Genomic DNA, 19,768 nt, shown 5'->3' on the forward strand with positions numbered 1-19,768 from the left:
ACCCATTGATAAGGAACGTCAGCCATGAGCAACCTGGCCCATAGCCGCCTTTCAGACGGCCCACCCTGCACCTTCTGTGATTTCATTGTTGCCGTGCTTGGCACAAACCACAGTAACGGACAGCGCCCAGTGGTTTTTCAGACTGCAGAATCTCCGTTCCCCGGGGTTGAACGGCGCCTGCCGGATGGCATCCAGAAAAGCTGGCTGCGCGCGGTCGAGACGGTGAATCCTCCCTGCACATCTGGCCCTGGCACAACCAGCCTGCCAGCCGGGCGGTATTGGAAGTTGATGTAGAATCGGGTGCGCCGATTCACTTACCGCTCACGGATACTCCGGCGCCCGAGAGCATCCATTCCAAAATCTCTGCCAACATCCTTATGCCTGCAGCGCCCATGGCCTGGGTGCGGGGAATGGATCACGAGGGCAAGCACCTGACCTGGCCGGCTCTGGCCCGCCCTGGATTCCTCTATCTGTTCCGAAACGGCGCACTCTGGCGAGAGCTGCAAATCGCCTGGGAAGGCAACCGGCCGCAATTCCGCGATGTGAGGCTGGCGGACCATCGCACGGAAGACGGCCAGTTTACCGATGACCGCCGCCCCACCGTCGGCAAACATCTGACGGATATCTGGGTTCCCATTCGCCTTGACGGGCAGGATCAGTCCCTGGAAGCCGCCTTCAGCGAATCCCCGCTCTCTGCGGCACGGTTGAATTGCCTGCAGAACGATTCCGGGCTCCGCCATTACCGATGCAGTCAGTTCCGGGACCTGTACCCGGCAGATCAACCCCAGATGGGCTTTGCCCGCTGGCCGGATGCCGCCAGGCGAACCGTGTTCCGTCTGGACAAAGTCGAAGCGCAAAGACCCAGGGCCCCTGCCAAAGAATGGCAGTTTGAGCGGCCCTGGGAATACCTGGCCGATACCACCGACACCTACGCCGGCAAAGCCCTGGATATGGCCGCCAGCCTTTATGAAGAGTGGAATGCCGGTGAGCGCACTGCGCCCCTGGCACCCTTTGAACACCCTGAGCCTGCTGCGCTCGGCATTGTGATTCAAAAGGATCTGGACCGGGCCGGTGAAACCCCACCGCAACGGCCCTTCAGCTACGAGGAATGGCGAACCGGTGATTGCCAGCCAGACGCCCTTGAAGATTTAAGAACCCGGGGCGTGTGTGGCCTGCGCGTTGAAGATCATTTTTACGAGATGCGGCACCAGCAGGCACGCATCAACACCGCCCGGCATCTGCTGAACCTGTCTACCGGGAAGGCCCGCAAGAATCCGCAACTGGAAAATGCCCTTTTGGTGAACCAGATCATCCTGCCGGGCCGGATCGGTCGCCAGAAGAACCCTCTGTTTAAATACAGCCTGGCAGTGCCTTCCAATGGCCGGCAAAAAATTCGCCGCGTACTGATGACCGAAGAGCGCACCCTGGGGCAACACTACCTCACACTGGCCCAGGCCGAACTGCTGCAATGTCTGAAACGCCAGCCCTACCAACAAGCCCTGGCCGACCTGTTCAGTTCCGAAGGCTTTGACTATGCCGGCGCTTTCCGCTGCGCCGGGCACTTTATCAGCGACACCCTGGAACCTGCCTGCAAGCAGGACCCACTGGACCCGGAACACAGCCAGCCCAGCCCGGATAGCGACGGCAAGGCCTGGGTGCGGTCGCTTTGTACCGAACAGGCAGCCGCCAGCGCCTCGCGAGACGAAGTGTCTCTCGCCCGTATGTTGTGGCCGCAAATTACACCTGACAGCCAAACCGAACCCTACCAGCCCCCGGAAACGCCGGACCCCAACGATGGCACAGGTGTATTCCGGGGCACCGCCCTCGCCGCCCTGGAAAAGCGGGATTTGCCGGAGGATGGCAGTGAAATACTGACGGTGGAAGGTCTTCGGCTGGCTGACGATATTCAAAGTGGCGCACGGACCACACTGATGCTCGCCGGCATGAACTCCGGCTTGAAGGCGCTGGACAGCTCCCACAGCGAACTGCACCAGTCCATCCGTTCCGCCATGGCGGCGCTGGAGAATAACGACCGACAACTCCAGAACCTGACCGACGAACAGGCCCGCCTGTCCCAGCAACGGGCAGCTCTGGAAGCCGAACTCGACACGGCCAGCCGGGAATGGATGAGGCTCAACAGCAACGAGGCGCTTCAGAAAGAGCAGGAAACTGCCAGAGCCCTCAAAGACTTTGATGAAGCCAGCGCCCGCCTGGAGCAACAGCACGCGGAAACCCGGCAAGCCATCCAGCAACGCCTGATGGCCCAGCGCATTGCCTCCATGGCGAACCCCATGGAAGGCCTGCGCCGGGCCATGCCGGAGATGTTGCCCGATTTGAGGCGAATGCCCCTGAGCGACGCCATTGCCGAGGGCAAATACGTACTCGGCCTGGAAGACCTGCGGCCAGACGGCACACGCTACAATCTGGAAACACCCGCCGCAGGCAAGGCTCTGGTCTGGGTACTGAGCCGGGATAAGCCCACCACCCAGGCTATTCAGGCCCTGACCCGGGCCGAGAATACCCTGACCCTGGCGCGCCGGGCCCTGGCTGAGGCCAACGGCACTCACGAAGAGCTCAGGGCGAGGCTCCACGCTGCCCAGAACCGGTACAATCAGGTAGTGGACGAACTGAAACAGACCGGCGGCCGGATTCGGGATATCAATGCGGACATTCGCAAGCTCGAAGGTGAGGCGAGGGCACACCGGATGATTCTTAACGCGGCCGAACGAAGCCGGTTGCATCGGGTACTGAATACACCGGCGTTGCCGTTTCTGGTGTTGGCTATTGAGGGGGTTAATGTTGCGAATGCGTTTGGTTCTCTGAAGAGAACATCCCGCGAACGCAGCGATTATCGAGCTATTTCTGGCCTATTGTCTTCTGGGTACGGCGGAGCGTTAGCGGCAATTCTTTTGTCAGAAAGGTTTGCGAATGAAGCCCTCAAACGAAGAATCGCCGAAGCTCTCAGCTATGAGTTCGAAAACCAAGCCGCCACCGCTATCGCCCAGTTCTTCGGTGCAAAAGCGTTGACCGTAAAAATGCTGCTCGGTGGTATTGGGGGGCTGGCCCTCACGGGTGTCAGCCTGTCTGACACGATCTACGCCATAAACACTGGCGATCAGGCAGCTCTCGGCCATGGCATTGTTACTGTGGGTGGCGTGGTGACAACACTCTCCGCAATGGTACCCGCCCAACTCACTCTGCTTGGCATGGGCCCTCTGGGTTGGGCCGGCCTCTGCCTGATCCTTGGTGGTGCGGTACTTGTCGCACTCTACGAAGACGAACCCATAGAGAACTGGCTGAAGAACGGCCCCTTCGGTGAACATAACGGATTGCCGCATCTGCAAGGCGACAACAATGCCCTGGAAGCCTGGTACCGGCTGGTCTACCTGCTCTCTCAGGTGCGGGTCACTATGTACCCGATTCCGGAAACCACCCGCGTAGCGCTGAAACGCCAGGGGCTGGACAATCATGATTTTGCCCAGGCAACACACCTCATCCGGCTTCAGAGCAATCTGCCAGGCTTGACCGGCTTCACTGAACAACAAATGACTTTCAAGCTTCAACTGCTCAGCCACCGGGTTAAACAGGACAGCAACCACTCGGTTCCATTGGCCCCTCAGCCGGTTCCTGACACCGAACTGCAAAGCTACATTCTCCGGGAGGGTGCTACGCCGGATGGCTACGAATACATTGTTAGAACACCCTCTAACCATACAGAAACGACCAAATTCCTTGGCATCCCTTTCAGCACTCACAATGTGAGTTACTCCTGGCTGCCAAAGGCCCAAATCCGTGTGGAAACGGGCATCCGGGAACTCGCGTTTCCGGCACCGCCACCCAAGGATTCAACCATTTTCGACGGCAAAGATAGTGAGCATACGGAACCAGACTTCAGCGATAAGAAGCAGCTTTTCTGGATCAATGAATTCAGCAGCCCGGGAGCCACGGGATGACAACCGATAAACCTGCATCGGGATACTACGGCCCGAAGGCCTATGATTCCGAACACCTCCCCCAGCAGAAGCGCCCTGCACCGGGCGCCAATCCGGCACTGCCCTGGTTTAACCGAAAAGCGGACCGAAAACTGCCCTGGGGCCACACAGAGGATGTCGTGCCACAGATCATTCGACGGCGAAACCGTCCCGAAATGCTCCGGAAGTTCGAGAAGAATCCAACTCCCTTCGGAGACCTGCAGACTCATCAGCGCATTGACCATCAGCGCTACCGCCATGCGACAGCGGCACTGAGAACACGCATCCTGTTGTTTTTCAAAGCGTTTGGCAATCCCATTATCATCGCCTTTATGATGTTCCCACTCGCCTTGGGGTTCGCAGGCCATCTCCATATTCGGCCAAAGGGTGAGCCGTTTGGGGCGACACTTCTCGCATTTCTCCCAATATTAGCAACGTTTTTAGGTCCTTTAATCGCCTGCAACCTCATCCCCACCGCCCTGTTCAAGCTCTTCCCCCGGTGGCTCATCAAGCCGGACAAGGGCCCCCTGTGGGAACTCAATCGCCGCACCGGCCTGGTGACCGTGTTCCACTACGACAAAAAAGGCACCTGGGGCAAAACCGGCCAGCCGGACGAAGAAACCGCGCCGTTTTACGAGTTTGATGCCTACACCTCCAACGAGCTGATTCACGGCGGCGGGGTGGTGCACACCCTGTACCTGGCAAACCGGTATCGCAACATCCTGATCCCCATCGGTACCCTGATCGGCAAAACCAGCCCCGAGGAATGCTACGCCCTGTGGGATATGTTCCAGAACTTTATGGACACCAGCCGGCCACTGCCGGACACCCCCCTTTGGGAAGAACACCGGCCTAACGACCCGGTGACGGCCGAACACGATCGCCAAACCCACCGACCGCCCCGTTACTGGCGGGACATGGATAACGAGATCTGGAAAGTAAAGAACGACGAGATGGCGACTCAGGTCCTGCGGCTGAACACCCCGGGACGGCTGGATATTATGCGGAAAAGTTGGGCATACTCACCGAGGCCTCGACGACAGCATGCAGCCACGTCAACACGAGCAGGGTGATAAAAAGACAGTTAGGTGTTTCGGGCGGCCCAAAGTGTCAAGCCGAGCCTAAGGAAAACAAAGCGGGATAATGGTCGGCGTGGCAGGATTCGAACCTGCGACCCCTTCGTCCCGAACGAAGTGCGCTACCAAGCTGCGCCACACGCCGAACAACGGCCGGTATTATACGGATTCGATCTTCTTTTACCAGCCCCCGTAACGCCTGAAGATGAAATTCATCCTGCGAGTTGTACGGACTAGCCCACCGGAATTTCGGTGGTGGCATAGCGGATCAGGGATTTCCGACGCATGGTCAGCATATAGCCGAGGGTCAGTGGCCCCACCCGTCCGACGAGCATGATCACCATGATGATGAGCTGACCGGGCGCCCCCAGCTCACTGGTGATGCCCCTCGAGAGTCCCACAGTGCCAAAGGCGGATACCACTTCGAAGGCAATATCCAGGAAGTCGCCCTGGACAGAAATGCTCAGTCCCAGCACCCCCAGGAAGATGACCACCATGGCGAGGGTGGTCACTGCGAGCGCCTTCAGGACGGTTTCCCGGGACAGGGAATGGCGGCCCATGGTGGCGGTGAGGTTGCCCTTCAGAAAGGCGCGGGTGGCCGAGAGCAAAACCAGGAAGGTGGACAGTTTTATGCCGCTGGCGGTGGAGTTCGGTGCGCCGCCGATGAACATCAAAAGCAGGAACAGCACGGAGGTACCGGCCGTGAGAGCGCCGATGTCCACTGAATTGAAACCGGCGGTCCGGGTCGTCGTGGCCTGAAACCAGGCCGCCAGCAGCTTGTCACCAACACTGTCCAGGGCGCCGAGGGTACCCGGGTTGCCATATTCCAGCAGGAGGAACAGGGCCATGGCGGCGAGGTTGATCACAAGGGTGCTGGTGAGGATCAGCCGGGAAAACATGGACAGCCCCGAGAACCCCCGGTTTTCAAAGACTTCCCGGGCGACGAGATACCCGAGCCCACCAATGATGAAGAGTCCGGTGACGGTCAGGGTGACGCCGGCATTGTCCACATAGGCGCTCAGGCTGTCCGGGGATAGGGCGAATCCGGCGTTGTTGAACGCCGACACGCTATAGAACAGGGCCTGGTAAAGCCCGTCGGCCCAGCCTTTCTCGGGTACAAAGTAAAAGGCGAGTATCACCAGGCCAATGGCTTCCGCCGACAGCGCAAAGATGGCGATGGACGTGCCGGCACTCTTGGTGGTGCTCAGGGTAATCTCGTTAAAGGCTTCCTGAGCGGCGAGGTGGTGGCGAAGGCCCAGCTTGAAGCCAAGCGCCATCGCCGTCAGAACGGCGAATGTCATCAGGCCCAGTCCACCAAGCTGAATCAGCAGCAGGATAACAATCTGGCCGAACAGGGTGTACTCGGTGGCGGTGTCGACCACGGTGAGACCGGTCACGGTGACGGCAGACGTCGCGGTAAACGCGGCCTCCAGCCAGGTGACCGGGATCTCGGTTGCCCAGGGCAGCTTTAACAGACAGGTGCCCAGGACGATGAGGATACAGAAGCCCTCGATCAGCAGGCCGGGCGGGCTGATGCGCTTCGGACCCATACGGCCGGCGCGGGGCGAAATGGGGAGCAGGTCCCGGGTCTGGAGTCTCATGGCCGGTTACAGGTAACTCTCGATTTTACGGAATTCCTCGAGTTGACCGCCGAGTACCAGGTGATCGCCCTTCTTGATCTGGAAGGCATGCCCCGGGGCGTGATGGACGCTGGTACTGCGTTTGATCACCAGCGCGGTAATGTTGGCGCCGGTTTTTTCCAGAATATCCTCCATGGTGTGGCCGTCCAGGGCCTCACCACCTTCGATTTCAACCACGTAATCGCCGTCGCCCAGGCCGATATAGTTAAGGACATTCGGGTAGTTGAGTTCCTGGGCGATCCGCACCCCCATCTCGTATTCCGGGGCGATAACCCGGTGGACTCCGAGGCGCTGGAGGATCTTCTGGTGCTGGGTGGTCAGGGCCTTGGCCCAGATTTTCCGGAGGCCAATGTTCTGCAGGTGCATGGTGGCGAGGATGGTTGCCTCAAAGTTGCGTCCGATCGCCAGCACCGCGACGTCGTAATCGGCGATACTGAGTTCCTCGATCGCCTGCTCGTCGGTGACGTCCGCGATCACTGCGTGGGTGATGCACTCGGACAGGCGATCGACCACCTGTTCGTTGTTGTCGATACCCAGCACGTCGTGGCCAAGGCGGGTCAGTTCCCGGGCGATGGTTTCTCCGAACACGCCCAGGCCGATCACCACGATCTGTTGCTTTTTTTGCATGGTCGGGACCTCCCGGTCTCACTGGAATCGGCGTTTCCGGAACAGTAACAGATTCCAGCGGGGATGACCTGTGTCGCCGCTGGCCCGCGGACGGTGGGAGCAATTGGGTAGGAATTGATCGGCAAAAAGTGTATAACTTGCCCGTTTTCCCTGCCCTGGCGCCATGTGGAGTCCGATTTGCGGTGAGTATTCTCCCGATCGTTCAGATCCTCGGGTTTCTGCTGATACTGCTCAGCTTCCTGATGACCCTTCCGGTTAACCTCCTGATGTTTGGCGAAACATCGGACTGGCTGGCGTTCGTCAAATCCGCGTCCGTCTGTTTTGTCATCGGCGTGGTGGCACTGTCGGTGTCGGGCAGGCGCAAGCATGCCCTCAAGCAGCGCCAGATGTTCATGCTCACGGTGTCGGCCTGGGTGATCATTCCCCTGTTTTCCAGTCTCCCTCTGCTGTTGAGCGGCATGAACCTCACCATTACGGATGCGTTTTTCGAGAGTATCTCAGGTGTCACAACGACCGGCTCCACGGTACTGACCGGGCTTGATTCCATGCCGGATGACATTCTTTTGTGGCGCTCGCTGATGCAGTGGATGGGCGGCATCGGGATCATCGGCATGGCCGTGGCCATCCTGCCGTTCCTGCGCATCGGTGGTATGCGGCTGTTCGCGACGGAGTCGTCGGAATGGAGCGAGAAGGTGGTGCCCCGCACCAACAGTCTGGCCCGCAGCCTGGTCGGCGTTTACCTGGGCATTACCCTGGCCTGCCTGCTGAGCTACTGGCTCCTGGGCATGACCCTGTTCGAAGCCCTCAACCACGCGTTGACCACGGTGTCCACCGGAGGTTACTCCACGTCAGACAGCTCCATGGGTCAATTCGAATCGCTGGGTATCCTGCTGGTGGCAACGGTGTTCATGGCGATCGGTGGCATGCCCTTTTTCCTGTTCGTCCGGTTTATCCATGGCCAGCGACAGCCCCTGTTCCGGGATCAGCAGGTGCGGTTTTTCCTGGTGCTGCTGGTGGCCGTGGCCGCCATGCTGACGGTTTACCGCGTGGTCAACGATCATGCTGATCCGTTCTTTACCTTTATCCACGCCCTGTTCAACGTTACCTCGGTGGTGACCACAACGGGCTTTGCCTCCACCGATTATTCGATGTGGGGGCCCTTTGCGGTGGTGATCTTTCTGTTCATCACCTTCGTTGGCGGCTGTTCCGGTTCGACCGCCGGTGGGATGAAAATCTTCCGGTTCCAGTTGTCCATGCTGCTGCTCCGGGAGCAGGTGCGTCGACTGCTCCATCCCCATGCGGTGTTTGCCCGGAATTACAACGGTCGGGTCATCGGAGACGACATTGTGGCTTCCAGCGTCGCCTTCTCGTTCATCTTCCTGGCGACACTGGCGGTGGTGACAGCCATGCTGGGCGCGTTGGGGCTGGATCTCGTGACCAGTTTCTCGGGGGCAGTGACGGCCCTGACAAATGTCGGGCCCGGTCTGGGTGACATCATCGGGCCGGCGGGGAATTTCCAGAGCCTGCCGGACGCGGCCAAGTGGGTGTTGATGGCCACCATGATTCTGGGGCGTCTGGAACTGTTGAGCGTCTTTGTGATGCTGTCGCCGGATTTCTGGCGCAGCTAAACGGGGACAGGCCGTGTCGGCAGGCGCCAGCGCTGGCTGGCACCCGCCGACAGGGGATCAGCCAGCGGTGGGCAGCAGGGAAATATCGGCAACCCGCAGGAACAGGTTGCGCAGGCGATTGAGCAGCGCCAGCCGGTTGTTGCGAACCGCATCGTCCTCGGCCATGACCATGACCTCATCGAAGAACGTGTCCACCGGCTCCCTCAGGCTGGCGAGTGAACTCAGCGCACTCGCGTAATCGCCCTTCTCGAACATCGGCAGTACTTTCCGGGCCTGTTCGTCCACCTGCGCGGCGAGGGTTTTCTCCCCGGCATCCTGCAGCAGTGACGGATCCACGGTTTCGCCGATGCTGTCACCGCCCTGTTTGGTCAGGATGTTGGATACCCGCTTGTTGGCACCGGCCAGCGCCTGGGCTTCCGGCAGCTGGCGGAAGGCTTCCACCGCTTTCACGCGGCGGTCGAAATCCAGCGGCCGGGTCGGGCGACGGGCATGCACCGCCAGGTACACCTCGGCGCCAATACCCTGCTCTTCGTAGTGTGCGCGGAAACGCTCGAGCATGTAGTCCACCACGGTGCTGGCAGTCTGCTGCTCGGTCAGTACCGTAAAGTTCTGTTCGGCCCATTCGCACAGGGTCTGAAGATCCAGCGGCAACTCCCGCTCGATGATGATGCGAAGCACCCCGAGGGAAGCCCGGCGCAGTGCAAACGGATCCCGGGTGCCCGACGGCGGCTGATTGATTCCGAACAGGCCCACCAGCGAGTCGATCCGGTCGGCGATGGCGACGGCGCAGCCGGTCAGTGTGGTGGGCAGGCTGTCGCCGGCGAAGCGTGGCATGTACTGCTCGTTCAGCGCCCGGGCGACATCTTCATGCTCACCGTCGTTGGCGGCGTAGTACTGACCCATGATGCCCTGAAGGTCGGTGAATTCGAGCACCATCTCGGTGACCAGGTCGGTCTTGGCCAGCATGGCGGCGCGCTCGGCAAGGGCCGGATCGCTGCCGATGGCGTCGGCGATCTTCTTCGCCAGGGCCGCCACACGAACGGATTTGTCGTACAGGCTACCCAGCTTCTCCTGAAACACGATCGGCTTGAGCGATTCGATGCGATCTTCCAGGCGGCTCTTGCGATCGGTCTCGTAGAAGAACGCAGCGTCCGACAGGCGGGGACGAATCACCTTCTCGTTACCGGCAATCACCTGTGCCGGATCCTTGCTCTCCAGGTTGGCCACGGTGATAAACAGCGGAAGTATCTTCCCGTCCTTGCCCACCACGTGGAAATACTTCTGATGCTCTTCCATGGAAGAGATCAGGGCTTCTGCAGGTACCTCCAGGAAGCGTTCCTCAAAACGCCCCATCAGCGGTACCGGCCACTCGTTCAGAGCGGTGACTTCGTCCAGCAGGTCTTCGTCAATCACGGCCTTCCCGCCGGCTTCCTTCTCCGCGAGGGCGGCAACGCCTTTGCGGATCTGCTCGCGGCGCTCGGCGAAGTCAGCAAGCACGTAGCCTTCCTGCTTGAGGACGACCTCGTAATCGCTCGGGGTCGGGACGATGAGGGGTTTCGGGCAATGGAAGCGGTGACCGCGGGTGGTGTTGCCCGGTTTCAGGCCCATGATCGGCGCGTCGATCACCGTGTTGCCGTACAACAGAATCGCCCAGTGGACCGGCCGAACGAATTCGGTGCGGTGAGCGCCCCAACGCATGCGTTTGGGAATCGGCAGCGCCGCCAGGGACTGTTCGACCAGTTCGGGCATCAGCTCGACCGTCGGTCTGCCCTGTTCCACGGTGCGGTAGACCACCCAGGCACCCTTTTCGGTTTCCAGCGTGTCCAGCTGGTCCGGCGTAATACCCAGGGACGTGGCGAAGCCAGTCAGTGCCCGGGTCGGGTTGCCGGCGTCGTCGAAGGCGGCCTTGACCGCCGGGCCCCGCTTCTCCACCGGCTTGTCCGGCTGGGCATCCGCGAGATCCCGTACCCGAACGGCCAGACGGCGTGGCGCGGCGAAGGACTCGACCTTGCCAAATTCGATGCCGGCCTCTTCCAGGCCTTTGACGATGCCCTGGGTAAAAGCGTCAGACAGAGTTTTGAGCGCTTTGGGAGGCAGCTCTTCGGTGCCCAGTTCGACCAGAAAATCCTGTGTAGCCATGATTATGCGTTCCCCTGTTCCTGCTGTGCCTGCTTCGCTTTCTTGCCCTTCTTCTTGCCGTTGGCCTTTTCATCGGCCGCTTTGGCGGCGGCCAGGACTTCCTCGCGCAAGGCCTCCGGGGCCAGCGGGAAGCCGAGCTTGCGGCGGCTGTCGAAGTAGGCCTGGGCCACGGCGCGGGCCAGGGTGCGAACACGGAGGATGAAACGCTGCCGCTCGGTGACCGAGATGGCGTGGCGGGCGTCCAGCAGGTTGAAGGTATGAGACGCCTTCAGCACCTGTTCATAGGCCGGAAGCGGTAGCCCGGCCTCGATCAGCCGGGCACTTTCGCGCTCGTGCACATCGAAGCTGTGGAACAGGAAGTCGGTGTCGGCCTGTTCGAAGTTGTAGGTGGACATCTCCACTTCCTGCTGGTGGAACACGTCGCCATAGGTGACGACCCCGTCCGGGCCTTCGGTCCAGACCAGGTCGTAGACACTGTCGACGCCCTGCAGGTACATGGCGATCCGCTCCAGCCCGTAGGTCAGTTCGCCGGTGACGGGGTAGCACTCCAGGCCGCCCACCTGCTGGAAGTAGGTGAACTGGGTGACTTCCATGCCATTGAGCCAGATTTCCCAGCCCAGGCCCCAGGCGCCCAGCGTGGGGGATTCCCAGTTATCCTCGACAAACCGGATGTCGTGCACCAGGGGATCGAGGCCCAGGGCGCGCAGGGAGTCCAGGTACAGTTCCTGGATGTTGTCCGGGGAGGGCTTGAGGACTACCTGGAACTGATAGTAATGCTGCAGACGGTTCGGATTCTCACCGTAACGGCCATCGGTGGGACGACGGCTGGGCTGAACATAGGCGGCATTCCAGGTCTCCGGGCCGATGGCACGCAGGAAGGTGGCCGGGTGAAAGGTGCCGGCGCCCACTTCCATATCCAGGGGCTGGAGAACCACGCAGCCATGCTGCGCCCAGAAATTCTGCAGAGCCAGGATCAGACCCTGGAAGGTCTTGATATCCGGCGCGGAGTTGTTCGTTGCCTTGTCTGTCACGACGATTGCCTGCTGATTCAGTCTGTGTGTGGCGCCCCGCTGTTCCCTCGGGACACTCCGAAAAAAGGCGCATTATACGCTTGCCAAAGCGGTATTTCTAAGTGCGATTCACGCCTTTGATTTTGCGCTAGAAGAAGGTCAGACCCACCTGGAACAGCTTCTCCACATCCCGGACCCGGGACTTGTCCACCAGGAACAGGATGACGTGGTCGTCCGGCTGCACCCGCAGGTGGTCGTGGGCGATGAGCACCTCGTTATGGCGGACAATGGCGCCGATGGTGGTGCCTTCCGGCAGGTTGATTTCGTCCAGCCGCTTGCCCACCACCTTTGAGGAACGGTGGTCGCCATGGGCGATCGCCTCGATGGCCTCGGCGGCGCCCCGGCGCAGTGAGTGAACGTTCACCACATCGCCCCGCCGCACGTGGGTAAGCAGGCTGCCGATGGTGGTCTGCTGGGGCGAGATGGCGACGTCGATGTCGCCGCCCTGGATCAGATCGACGTAATCCGGGTTGTTGATCAGGGTGAAGACCTTGCGCGCTCCGAGCCGTTTGGCCAGCAGCGATGCCATGATGTTGGCTTCGTCGTCGTTGGTGACCGCGCAGAAAACGTCGGTGTTTTCGATGTTCTCCTCGAGCAGGATGTCCTTGTTGGCGGCATTGCCCTCCAGGACAACGGTCTTGCGGAGGTTTTCCGAGAGCATCACACACCGGTCGTGATCCTGCTCCAGCAGCTTGACCTGGTAACGGCTTTCCAGTGTTTTCGCCAGGCGCTGGCCGATATTGCCGCCACCGCAGATGAAGATGCGCTTGTACGGTTTCACCAGCGGTTGCAGTTCGCTCATGACCGACCGGATGTGGTCGGCGCCGGCGATGAAAAACACCTCGTCGCCATCTTCGATCACCGTATCGCCCTGGGGCATGATCGCGCGGTCCTTGCGGAAAATCGCGGCAACGCGGGTCTCGATCCGGGGCATGTGGGTGCGCAGGTAGGACAGCTCATGGCCAACCAGGGGACCACCCTGGGTCGCCCGGATGGCGACCAGCCGGACCAGCCCCTTGGAGAATTCCAGCACCTGCAATGCGCCCGGGTATTCGATCAGTCGGGTAATGTGCTTGGTGACCAGGTGTTCCGGACTGATCAGGACGTCGATCGGAAAACCGCGCAGGCTGTCCAGGTCCTTTTCCTTGTCGCGCTGATAGAACAGCTCGGACCGGGCCAGGTAGGCATTGGCACGCACCCGGCAGATGGTGGTCGGAGTCTTGTACAGCAGCTTGGTGACCTGGCAGCCCACCATGTTGGTTTCGTCACTGTTGGTGACGGCAATCAGGATGTCGGCGTCCTCGGCCCCGGCCTGTCGCAGCACCGTCGGGAATGAGGCTTTACCCTGCACGGTCCGGATGTCCAGCCGATCCTGCAGCTCCCGGAGACGGGCGCCATCGCTGTCGATCACGGTGATGTCGTTGGCTTCGTTGGCCAGGTTCTCGGCCAGGGTACCGCCGACCTGGCCGGCGCCTAGAATCAGGATCTTCATGGTTCGGGTTTCTCCAGTACCGCGTAGAAGAAGCCATCGTGGCTGTCAGGATTCGGTAGCAGCTGCCGGCCTGCGCCGGTGTCGTGGCCCCAGGTCACCTCCGGCTCTACCAGTATGCTGTCCGCACACTGTTTCCGGAACCGTTGAATTATACGGTGGTTTTCCTGGGGGAACACCGAACAGGTCGCGTATACCAGTCTGCCGCCGGGTTTCAGAATCGTCCACATGGCATTGAGCAGGCCAAGCTGTATGCCGGCGAGGGGGACAATGTCGGATTCTCGGCGCAGCAGTTTGATGTCCGGATGCCGCCGGATAACACCGGTGGCGCTGCAGGGCACATCGAGCAGGATACGGTCAAAGGCGTCGCCGTCCCACCAGTCTTCGATCCGCGCGGCGTCGGCCTGTTTCAGAGTCGCGACCAGGTCCAGTCGTTCCAGGTTCTCTTCCACCCGGGGCAGTCGGTCGGCGGATTCGTCTATGGCGACCACCTCGGCCAATGCGTCACAGGCTTCGAGGATTGCACAGGTCTTGCCGCCAGGGGCGGCGCAGGCATCCAGGACCCGCTGGCCCGGAGCCAGATCGAGCAGTGTGGTGCAGAGTTGGGCGGCTTCGTCCTGTACGCTCACGGCGCCATCGGCAAACCAGGGCAGCCGATCCACCGGTGTCGGTCTGGTCAGCTGCAGGCCGTGGGGGGCAAACCGGGTGGGGGTTGCTTCAATGCCGGCATCCTCCAATAGAGCCAGGTATTGCTCACGGGTAAAGCGCCGGGCATTGACCCGCAGGGTCATGGGCGCCTGGGTATTGTTGGCGTCCAGAATGCGCTGCCAGTCGTCCGGCCAGTTATGGCGCAGTTTATCAACCATCCACCGGGGGTGGCTGAAGCGGGCCGGGTCGTCCCCTGGCTCGGGGGCGTCGTCCCGCTGGGCGCCCCGGAGAACACCGTTCACCAGGCCGGTAAGATGCGGCTTTCCAAGGGCACGGCAGGCTTCCACCGCTTCGTTGACCACGGCATAGGTCGCGGCCCGGTCACTGAATCGCAGCTGGAACAGGGCCACGAGCATCAGATGGTGAATGATTCGATCCGGTTTGCGCAGTGGTTTTTTCAGGCGGTCGCCCAGTTCCGCATCGAGCCGGTGAAACCAGCGGCAACTGCCGTAGCAAAGGGCCTGGAGTTCCGCCCGCTCATGATCGCCCACCCGGTTCAGGGCCGGTGGCAGGCACTGGCTGAGTGACTGGCCCTGCTCCACGGAGAGCAGCACGCCGGCCGCAACGGCCCGGATGGGTTGATGGCCGCTGGTCATGTCAGCGGAGCTCCTGGCCGGGCATCAGCAGTTGCTTGCCGCCGTTGATCAGATCATTGGCGGTCTGGGTGCGTGCGCCCGGCAATTGCAACCGCGTCACCCGGAGCACACCTTCACCGCAGGCGATATCGATGCCGTCCCGGTTGCGCCGGAGCACCCTTCCGGGCGGTTGGTCAGAGGACTCGGGCAGGACGCCCGCTTGGTGAATCCGGATGCGCTGTCCGTCCAGTTCCGCGTAGGTTCCCGGCCAGGGATTGAAGGCCCGGATGAGCCGTTCCAGGGCATTCGCATCGGCCTGCCAGTCCAGGTGGCCTTCCTCTTTGGTCAGCTTGCGGGCGTAGCAGGCCCGTTCGTCGTTCTGGGCCTCTCCCGTCAGCTCGCCTTTCTCGAGCAGATCCATTGCCTTCACGATGGCCGCACCTCCCATGTCGGCGAGACGGTCGTGGAGGCTGCCGCCGGTGTCGCCGGACTCGATGGCGGTGATCGACTTCAGCAGCATGTCGCCGGTGTCCAGGCCTTCGTCCATCTGCATGATGGTGATGCCGGTTTCGGAATCGCCAGCGGCAATGGCGCGCTGGATCGGTGCCGCCCCTCGCCAGCGTGGCAGGAGCGAGGCGTGGATATTCAGACATCCATGGCTCGGGATCGTCAGCACATCCGCCGGCAGGATCAGGCCGTAGGCAGCCACGATCATGACATCGGGATCGAGGGCGGCCATCGCCTCCCGGGCGTCTGCCGTCTTGAGGCTTTCCGGCTGACGGATTGCCAGCGAGTGCGCTTCGGCCACCTGTTTCACGGGACTGGACGAGGGTTTGCGGCCACGACCGGCCGGCCGGTCTGGTTGGGTGTAGACGGCGACGATCTCATGGTGGGTGGCCAGAAGCGCCCGCAGGGCGACAGCGGCAAAATCGGGTGTACCCGCAAATACGATTCGCACGGTGCGTATGTCTCTGTTCCGTTGAATACGAAAAGACCGGGTCATCGCCCGGTCCGTCAAACTGTGCTGTTCTGCTGGCCCGCCTGATCAGGCGCTCTTGCGATGGAGTTTCTCAAGTTTCTTGCGGATCCGGTTGCGTTTCAGGGCGCTGAGGTAATCCACGAAGAGTTTACCATTGAGATGATCCATTTCGTGCTGAATACACACCGCCAGCAGTCCCTGTGCCTCGATTTCGAAGGGATTGCCGTCACGATCCCGAGCCCGGATGATGCAGTGTTCGACCCGTTCGACGTCCTCGTAGAAGCCGGGCACCGACAGGCAACCTTCCTGCATGGGCTCCAGGTCGCCCTCGAGCACTTCCACTTCGGGGTTGATAAAGACCCGGGGCTCGCTCTTGTCCTCGGACAGATCCATGACAATGATCTGTTTATGCACGTTGACCTGTGTGGCCGCCAGACCAATGCCGGGCGCATCGTACATGGTCTCGAACATGTCGTCGATCAGCTTGCGGATCTCGTCGGTTACCGCCTCAACCGGCTTGGCGATGGTGCGAAGACGGGGATCCGGGTATTCGAGAATATCTAGTATCATAACGCTCGTAATTCTGGGCAGTGGATTCGGTAACGCCTGCTCTTTCAGAACAGACGTTTTACAATTTGTAACCGTGTGAAGGCAGTCTCCGAAATGTTGCCGTCCACTGGGCAAAGTTCCTGTTACAACACCGATAGTCGGGCTGAAACCGCGACTTTCAATGGCCGGACGGGACTGCCTATCCAATAACGATTATTATCCCCTAATTCGTCGATTGAGTACAAACTGATCAGTTAATAGTTAAAATCTTTTGACGGCGGGATAGAATTTACTGGAAGAACAAAAGATAACATCACAATTTCCGAGACTTCTTCTATAGTAACAGGAATAACAAAGTAATAATCTGCAGGTAACCAGTTGCAGATCAACCGAATGCAAAGACCTTAAGGCACGCGATCAAGGACTTACACAATGAGGAAACTGCTGTACGCTCTGGCAGCCACAATGCTGCTGTTCACCTCCTGGGCCCAGGCGCAACCGGAGCTGCGGTCCGACCATCCCGAGCGTTACACCGTGGTGAAAGGGGACACCCTCTGGGATATTTCGGCTCGATTTCTGAAGAACCCCTGGTACTGGCCGGAAATCTGGCACGTGAATCCACAGGTTGCCAACCCTCACCTGATTTACCCCGGTGATCGCCTGGCCCTGGTCTACATCGATGGCAAGCCCCGCATCACCAAGGTGGCCACCAACGATGTGGTGAAACTGTCACCCAAGGTTCGCTCCGAACCTATCGATACGCCCATCCCGGCGATTCCGCTCGACGCCATCAGCAGTTTCCTGACGGATACCCGTGTGGTTACCCCGGAAGAACTCAACGGTGCGCCTTACGTGCTGGAGGGTGAAGATGGCCGGATCATTACGGGTGCCGGCGACCGTATTTACGCCCGGGGCCAGAAGCCGGCGGACAAGGTGGGGATTTTCCGTCGGACACAGCAGTTCGTAGATCCGGAAACCGGTGAATTCCTGGGACTGGAAGCCCGCAGTGTCGGTTCCGGCAAGATCACCGCCGAAAACGGCGATGTCCTGACCGTGGCCCTGACCAATTCCAACCAGGAAGTCCGCATTGGTGACCGCCTGCTGACCAACGTCAACCGTCCGCTGGCCACCAGCTTCGTGCCAAGTGCGCCCGATAACAAGGTGACCGGCCTGATGATCGCGGTCGATGGCGGGGTCAGCCAGATCGGCCAGTTCGACGTGGTGGTGATCAACCGGGGCGAACGGGATGGTCTGAAATCCGGTAACGTGCTGGCCGTCCTCAAGAGCGGTAACCTGGTGCGGGATCCGGTCACCGGCGAGACCATCGAGCTGCCGTCCGAACGTGCCGGCCTGATGATGGTGTTCCAGGTGTATGAAAAGATGAGCTACGGCCTGGTGCTCCAGTCGAACCGTCCGCTGGCGGTTGGAGACAAGGTGACCAACCCCTGATCCGACTTCAGGCTGTTGTTGAATGAATGGCCGGGCGGGATTGCCCGGCCATTGTCGTTTTCAAGGATGAAAAGTAATGAAAACCTCTCTGTCCGGGGGCGAGAGCCCTCTGTTGGCTGATGATCCCCTTGCCGATCCCGCTGCGCCCTGGGTCCTGCTGACCCGGCTGCCCGGGTTCGGAATCCGCCGGCGCCAGTCGGTCCTTCAGGTGGTGCATTCGCTGAGTGATGTCCTGTCCCTGAGCTCTGCCACGCTCCACGCCATGGGGCTGAATGCTGAGGCTCTTACCGGCATTCTTGCCTGGCAGCGAGGCGACCGTGGTCATCCGTTGATGATGGATGTCGCGGCCATTGTCCGGGACTGCAGGGCAGGCAATATCACCATCCTGACCTGGCCCGATCACAATTACCCCGAAGCCCTGCGTCATATCCACAACCCGCCACTGGCACTGTATTGTCTTGGGGATACCGCACTGCTCCAGCGTGACCAGATCGGCATCGTCGGAAGCAGGCATGCAACGCCGGCCGGTCTGGATCACGCCCGCCGGTTCGCCGCAACCCTGGGTGAACGTGGGCTGCTGGTGACCAGCGGACTGGCACTCGGAATCGACGGTGCGGCGCATGCGGGCGCTCTGGATGCGGGTGCGCCAACGGTCGCTGTCATTGGTTCCGGCCCGGACCGCCTGTATCCCCGGCAACACCAGAAGCTGGGCCGGCGAATCGTGGAACGGGGCGTCATCGTATCCGAATACCCACCTGGAACCCCTGCCCGGGCTGGCCATTTTCCCCAGCGGAACCGGATCATCAGTGGGCTATCCCGGGGCATTCTGGTGGTCGAGGCGGGCCTGAAAAGCGGGTCTCTGATCTCCGCCAGGCTGGCGCTGGAACAGGGCCGGGAGGTGTTCGCGATACCGGGTTCCGTCCACAGCCCGGTGGCCCGGGGCTGTCATCACCTGATCAAGCAGGGCGCCCGCCTGGTGGAAACCGTGGACGATGTGCTGGAAGAGCTGGGCACCTGGTGGTCGTTGCAGCCGACAGTGACCGAAAAGCCGGAAGCCGCTGAAGGGCCCGACCTGTCTGCCCTGGCGAAACGGGAAATCGCGGTGTTTCGGGCATTAGGGTATGATCCGGTATCGACCGATGCACTGGCGTCAGCCACCGGTTTGTCCGCTGATCAGCTGATGCAGTCCCTGCTGCTTCTGGAGTTGCAGGGGCTGGTGGCTTCTGCTCCCGGCGGGTATCTCAGGCTGGCCTGAGTCGGTGCGTTTTACCAAACCGATCAGATGATATGTTACATGGCCAAACCTCTTCCTCTGAGTGACTGGCACCTGGATTGTGCGCGAAGAACCCTTCTCGACGGGGGCGTTATCGCCTACCCGACGGAGGCGGTCTGGGGACTGGGATGCGATCCCTGGGACGCCCTTGCGGTGGAACGGATCCTGGAGCTGAAACAACGCCCCATGGAGAAGGGAATGATCCTGGTGGCGGCATCCGTGTCCCAGGTCCGGTTTCTGCTCGACCCTCTGCCGCCCGAACTTCGTCGCGAGGCGCAGCAATACTGGCCCGGCCCGGTCACTTGCCTGATACCCGATGTTCACAGCCAGGTGCCGGAATGGGTGCGCGGCAAGCATCGAACCATCGCGGTTCGGGTCAGTGCACACCCGGTTGTGAAAGCGCTTTGTGAGACGGCCGGGATGCCCCTGGTGTCGACGTCCTGCAATCCGGCGGGCCGGCAGCCGGCGCGCTCCTCGTGGCAGGTGCGCCGTTATTTTGGTGATCAACTGGACCGGATTGTGCCCGGCAATCTTGGCGGTAATCGCAAACCCAGCCGAATCATTGATATCGTCACGGGTCAGCAGCTTCGATAGG

14 protein-coding genes and 1 tRNA gene are annotated in these 19,768 nt (G+C 60.8%); 6 read left to right on the forward strand and 9 right to left on the reverse strand.

Translation table 11 applies throughout. From position 1 onward, the window contains the following. The first annotated feature begins 278 nt into the window (after nucleotides 1-278). Together MSNKSG1_RS14720 and MSNKSG1_RS14725 are read left to right on the forward strand one after the other, a co-directional pair. On the forward strand, nucleotides 279-3,953 hold the full coding sequence (locus tag MSNKSG1_RS14720) for an ABC transporter permease (protein WP_152638794.1): 3,675 nt from the start codon (nucleotides 279-281) through the stop codon (nucleotides 3,951-3,953). Next, nucleotides 3,950-5,044, forward strand: coding sequence for a hypothetical protein (locus MSNKSG1_RS14725; RefSeq protein WP_008940084.1), 1,095 nt, complete (start codon nucleotides 3,950-3,952; stop codon nucleotides 5,042-5,044). Before MSNKSG1_RS14720 ends, MSNKSG1_RS14725 begins: the two co-directional genes overlap by 4 nt. 71 nt (nucleotides 5,045-5,115) lie before the next feature. On the opposite strand, the gene MSNKSG1_RS14730 is transcribed toward MSNKSG1_RS14725, so the two are convergent. The 3 genes from MSNKSG1_RS14730 to MSNKSG1_RS14740 all read right to left on the reverse strand — a co-directional run bounded on the left by MSNKSG1_RS14730 (nucleotide 5,116) and on the right by MSNKSG1_RS14740 (nucleotide 7,314). Beyond that, a tRNA-Pro gene (locus MSNKSG1_RS14730) sits at nucleotides 5,116-5,192 on the reverse strand. Between the two features lie 88 nt (nucleotides 5,193-5,280). Further along, a complete protein-coding gene (locus MSNKSG1_RS14735; protein WP_008940085.1) occupies nucleotides 5,281-6,648 on the reverse strand; it encodes a TrkH family potassium uptake protein in 1,368 nt (455 codons plus the stop codon). 6 nt (nucleotides 6,649-6,654) lie between these two features. Continuing rightward, nucleotides 6,655-7,314 carry a potassium channel family protein gene (locus tag MSNKSG1_RS14740; protein ID WP_008940086.1) on the reverse strand — a complete coding sequence of 220 codons (660 nt, stop codon included), beginning with the start codon at nucleotides 7,312-7,314 and terminating at the stop codon, nucleotides 6,655-6,657. 182 nt (nucleotides 7,315-7,496) lie between these two features. Here MSNKSG1_RS14740 and MSNKSG1_RS14745 point away from each other — a divergent pair, with 182 nt between their 5' ends. After that, nucleotides 7,497-8,942 (forward strand): TrkH family potassium uptake protein, encoded by a 1,446-nt coding sequence (locus MSNKSG1_RS14745; RefSeq protein WP_008940087.1) that lies wholly within the window; start codon nucleotides 7,497-7,499, stop codon nucleotides 8,940-8,942. A 57-nt stretch (nucleotides 8,943-8,999) separates the two neighbouring features. Here the strand turns inward: MSNKSG1_RS14745 and glyS are convergent, their stop codons facing one another. From glyS to def, 6 genes are all read right to left on the reverse strand, one after another. Then, nucleotides 9,000-11,081 (reverse strand): glycine--tRNA ligase subunit beta, encoded by a 2,082-nt coding sequence (gene glyS, locus MSNKSG1_RS14750; RefSeq protein ID WP_008940088.1) that lies wholly within the window; start codon nucleotides 11,079-11,081, stop codon nucleotides 9,000-9,002. 2 nt (nucleotides 11,082-11,083) lie between these two features. After that, nucleotides 11,084-12,112, reverse strand: a complete 1,029-nt coding sequence (gene glyQ, locus MSNKSG1_RS14755; RefSeq protein WP_008940089.1) for a glycine--tRNA ligase subunit alpha — start codon at nucleotides 12,110-12,112, stop codon at nucleotides 11,084-11,086. Nucleotides 12,113-12,239: 127 nt separating this feature from the next. Next, complete coding sequence (gene trkA, locus MSNKSG1_RS14760) at nucleotides 12,240-13,643, reverse strand: Trk system potassium transporter TrkA (RefSeq protein ID WP_008940090.1); 1,404 nt, start codon at nucleotides 13,641-13,643, stop codon at nucleotides 12,240-12,242. Then, the gene (gene rsmB, locus MSNKSG1_RS14765) at nucleotides 13,640-14,944 is read right to left on the reverse strand and encodes a 16S rRNA (cytosine(967)-C(5))-methyltransferase RsmB (RefSeq protein WP_008940091.1); all 1,305 of its coding nucleotides are present in this window, start codon (nucleotides 14,942-14,944) and stop codon (nucleotides 13,640-13,642) included. Before rsmB ends, trkA begins: the two co-directional genes overlap by 4 nt. Before the next feature lies 1 nt (nucleotide 14,945). Next, entirely contained in the window at nucleotides 14,946-15,881 is a 936-nt protein-coding gene (gene fmt / locus MSNKSG1_RS14770) for a methionyl-tRNA formyltransferase (RefSeq protein WP_040886981.1), read from the reverse strand. Between the two features lie 87 nt (nucleotides 15,882-15,968). Next, nucleotides 15,969-16,472: a peptide deformylase gene (gene def / locus MSNKSG1_RS14775; RefSeq protein ID WP_008940093.1), complete on the reverse strand. Its 504-nt coding sequence runs from the start codon at nucleotides 16,470-16,472 to the stop codon at nucleotides 15,969-15,971. Between the two features lie 411 nt (nucleotides 16,473-16,883). Between def and MSNKSG1_RS14780 the strand changes: the two genes are divergently transcribed. The 3 genes from MSNKSG1_RS14780 to MSNKSG1_RS14790 all read left to right on the forward strand — a co-directional run bounded on the left by MSNKSG1_RS14780 (nucleotide 16,884) and on the right by MSNKSG1_RS14790 (nucleotide 19,767). Next, complete coding sequence (locus MSNKSG1_RS14780; protein WP_008940094.1) at nucleotides 16,884-17,900, forward strand: LysM peptidoglycan-binding domain-containing protein; 1,017 nt, start codon at nucleotides 16,884-16,886, stop codon at nucleotides 17,898-17,900. A 76-nt stretch (nucleotides 17,901-17,976) separates the two neighbouring features. Then, nucleotides 17,977-19,155, forward strand: coding sequence for a DNA-processing protein DprA (dprA, locus tag MSNKSG1_RS14785; RefSeq protein ID WP_008940095.1), 1,179 nt, complete (start codon nucleotides 17,977-17,979; stop codon nucleotides 19,153-19,155). Between the two features lie 39 nt (nucleotides 19,156-19,194). Then, nucleotides 19,195-19,767 carry an L-threonylcarbamoyladenylate synthase gene (locus MSNKSG1_RS14790; protein WP_008940096.1) on the forward strand — a complete coding sequence of 191 codons (573 nt, stop codon included), beginning with the start codon at nucleotides 19,195-19,197 and terminating at the stop codon, nucleotides 19,765-19,767. Nucleotide 19,768 lies beyond the last annotated feature (1 nt).

It is taken from the genome of Marinobacter santoriniensis NKSG1 (genome assembly GCF_000347775.1).
In the GTDB taxonomy this organism is placed as follows: Bacteria; Pseudomonadota; Gammaproteobacteria; order Pseudomonadales; family Oleiphilaceae; genus Marinobacter; species Marinobacter santoriniensis.

Bases quoted from the DNA above. Each gene is read 5' to 3' on its own strand.
- glyS (WP_008940088.1), bottom strand. From the start codon at position 11,081: ATGGCTACACAGGATTTTCTGGTCGAACTGGGCACCGAAGAGCTGCCT.
- MSNKSG1_RS14735 (WP_008940085.1), bottom strand. From the start codon at position 6,648: ATGAGACTCCAGACCCGGGACCTGCTCCCCATTTCGCCCCGCGCCGGC.
- def (WP_008940093.1), bottom strand. From the start codon at position 16,472: ATGATACTAGATATTCTCGAATACCCGGATCCCCGTCTTCGCACCATC.
- MSNKSG1_RS14740 (WP_008940086.1), bottom strand. From the start codon at position 7,314: ATGCAAAAAAAGCAACAGATCGTGGTGATCGGCCTGGGCGTGTTCGGA.
- MSNKSG1_RS14790 (WP_008940096.1), top strand. From the start codon at position 19,195: ATGGCCAAACCTCTTCCTCTGAGTGACTGGCACCTGGATTGTGCGCGA.
- MSNKSG1_RS14725 (WP_008940084.1), top strand. From the start codon at position 3,950: ATGACAACCGATAAACCTGCATCGGGATACTACGGCCCGAAGGCCTAT.
- dprA (WP_008940095.1), top strand. From the start codon at position 17,977: ATGAAAACCTCTCTGTCCGGGGGCGAGAGCCCTCTGTTGGCTGATGAT.
- MSNKSG1_RS14780 (WP_008940094.1), top strand. From the start codon at position 16,884: ATGAGGAAACTGCTGTACGCTCTGGCAGCCACAATGCTGCTGTTCACC.
- rsmB (WP_008940091.1), bottom strand. From the start codon at position 14,944: ATGACCAGCGGCCATCAACCCATCCGGGCCGTTGCGGCCGGCGTGCTG.
- trkA (WP_008940090.1), bottom strand. From the start codon at position 13,643: ATGAAGATCCTGATTCTAGGCGCCGGCCAGGTCGGCGGTACCCTGGCC.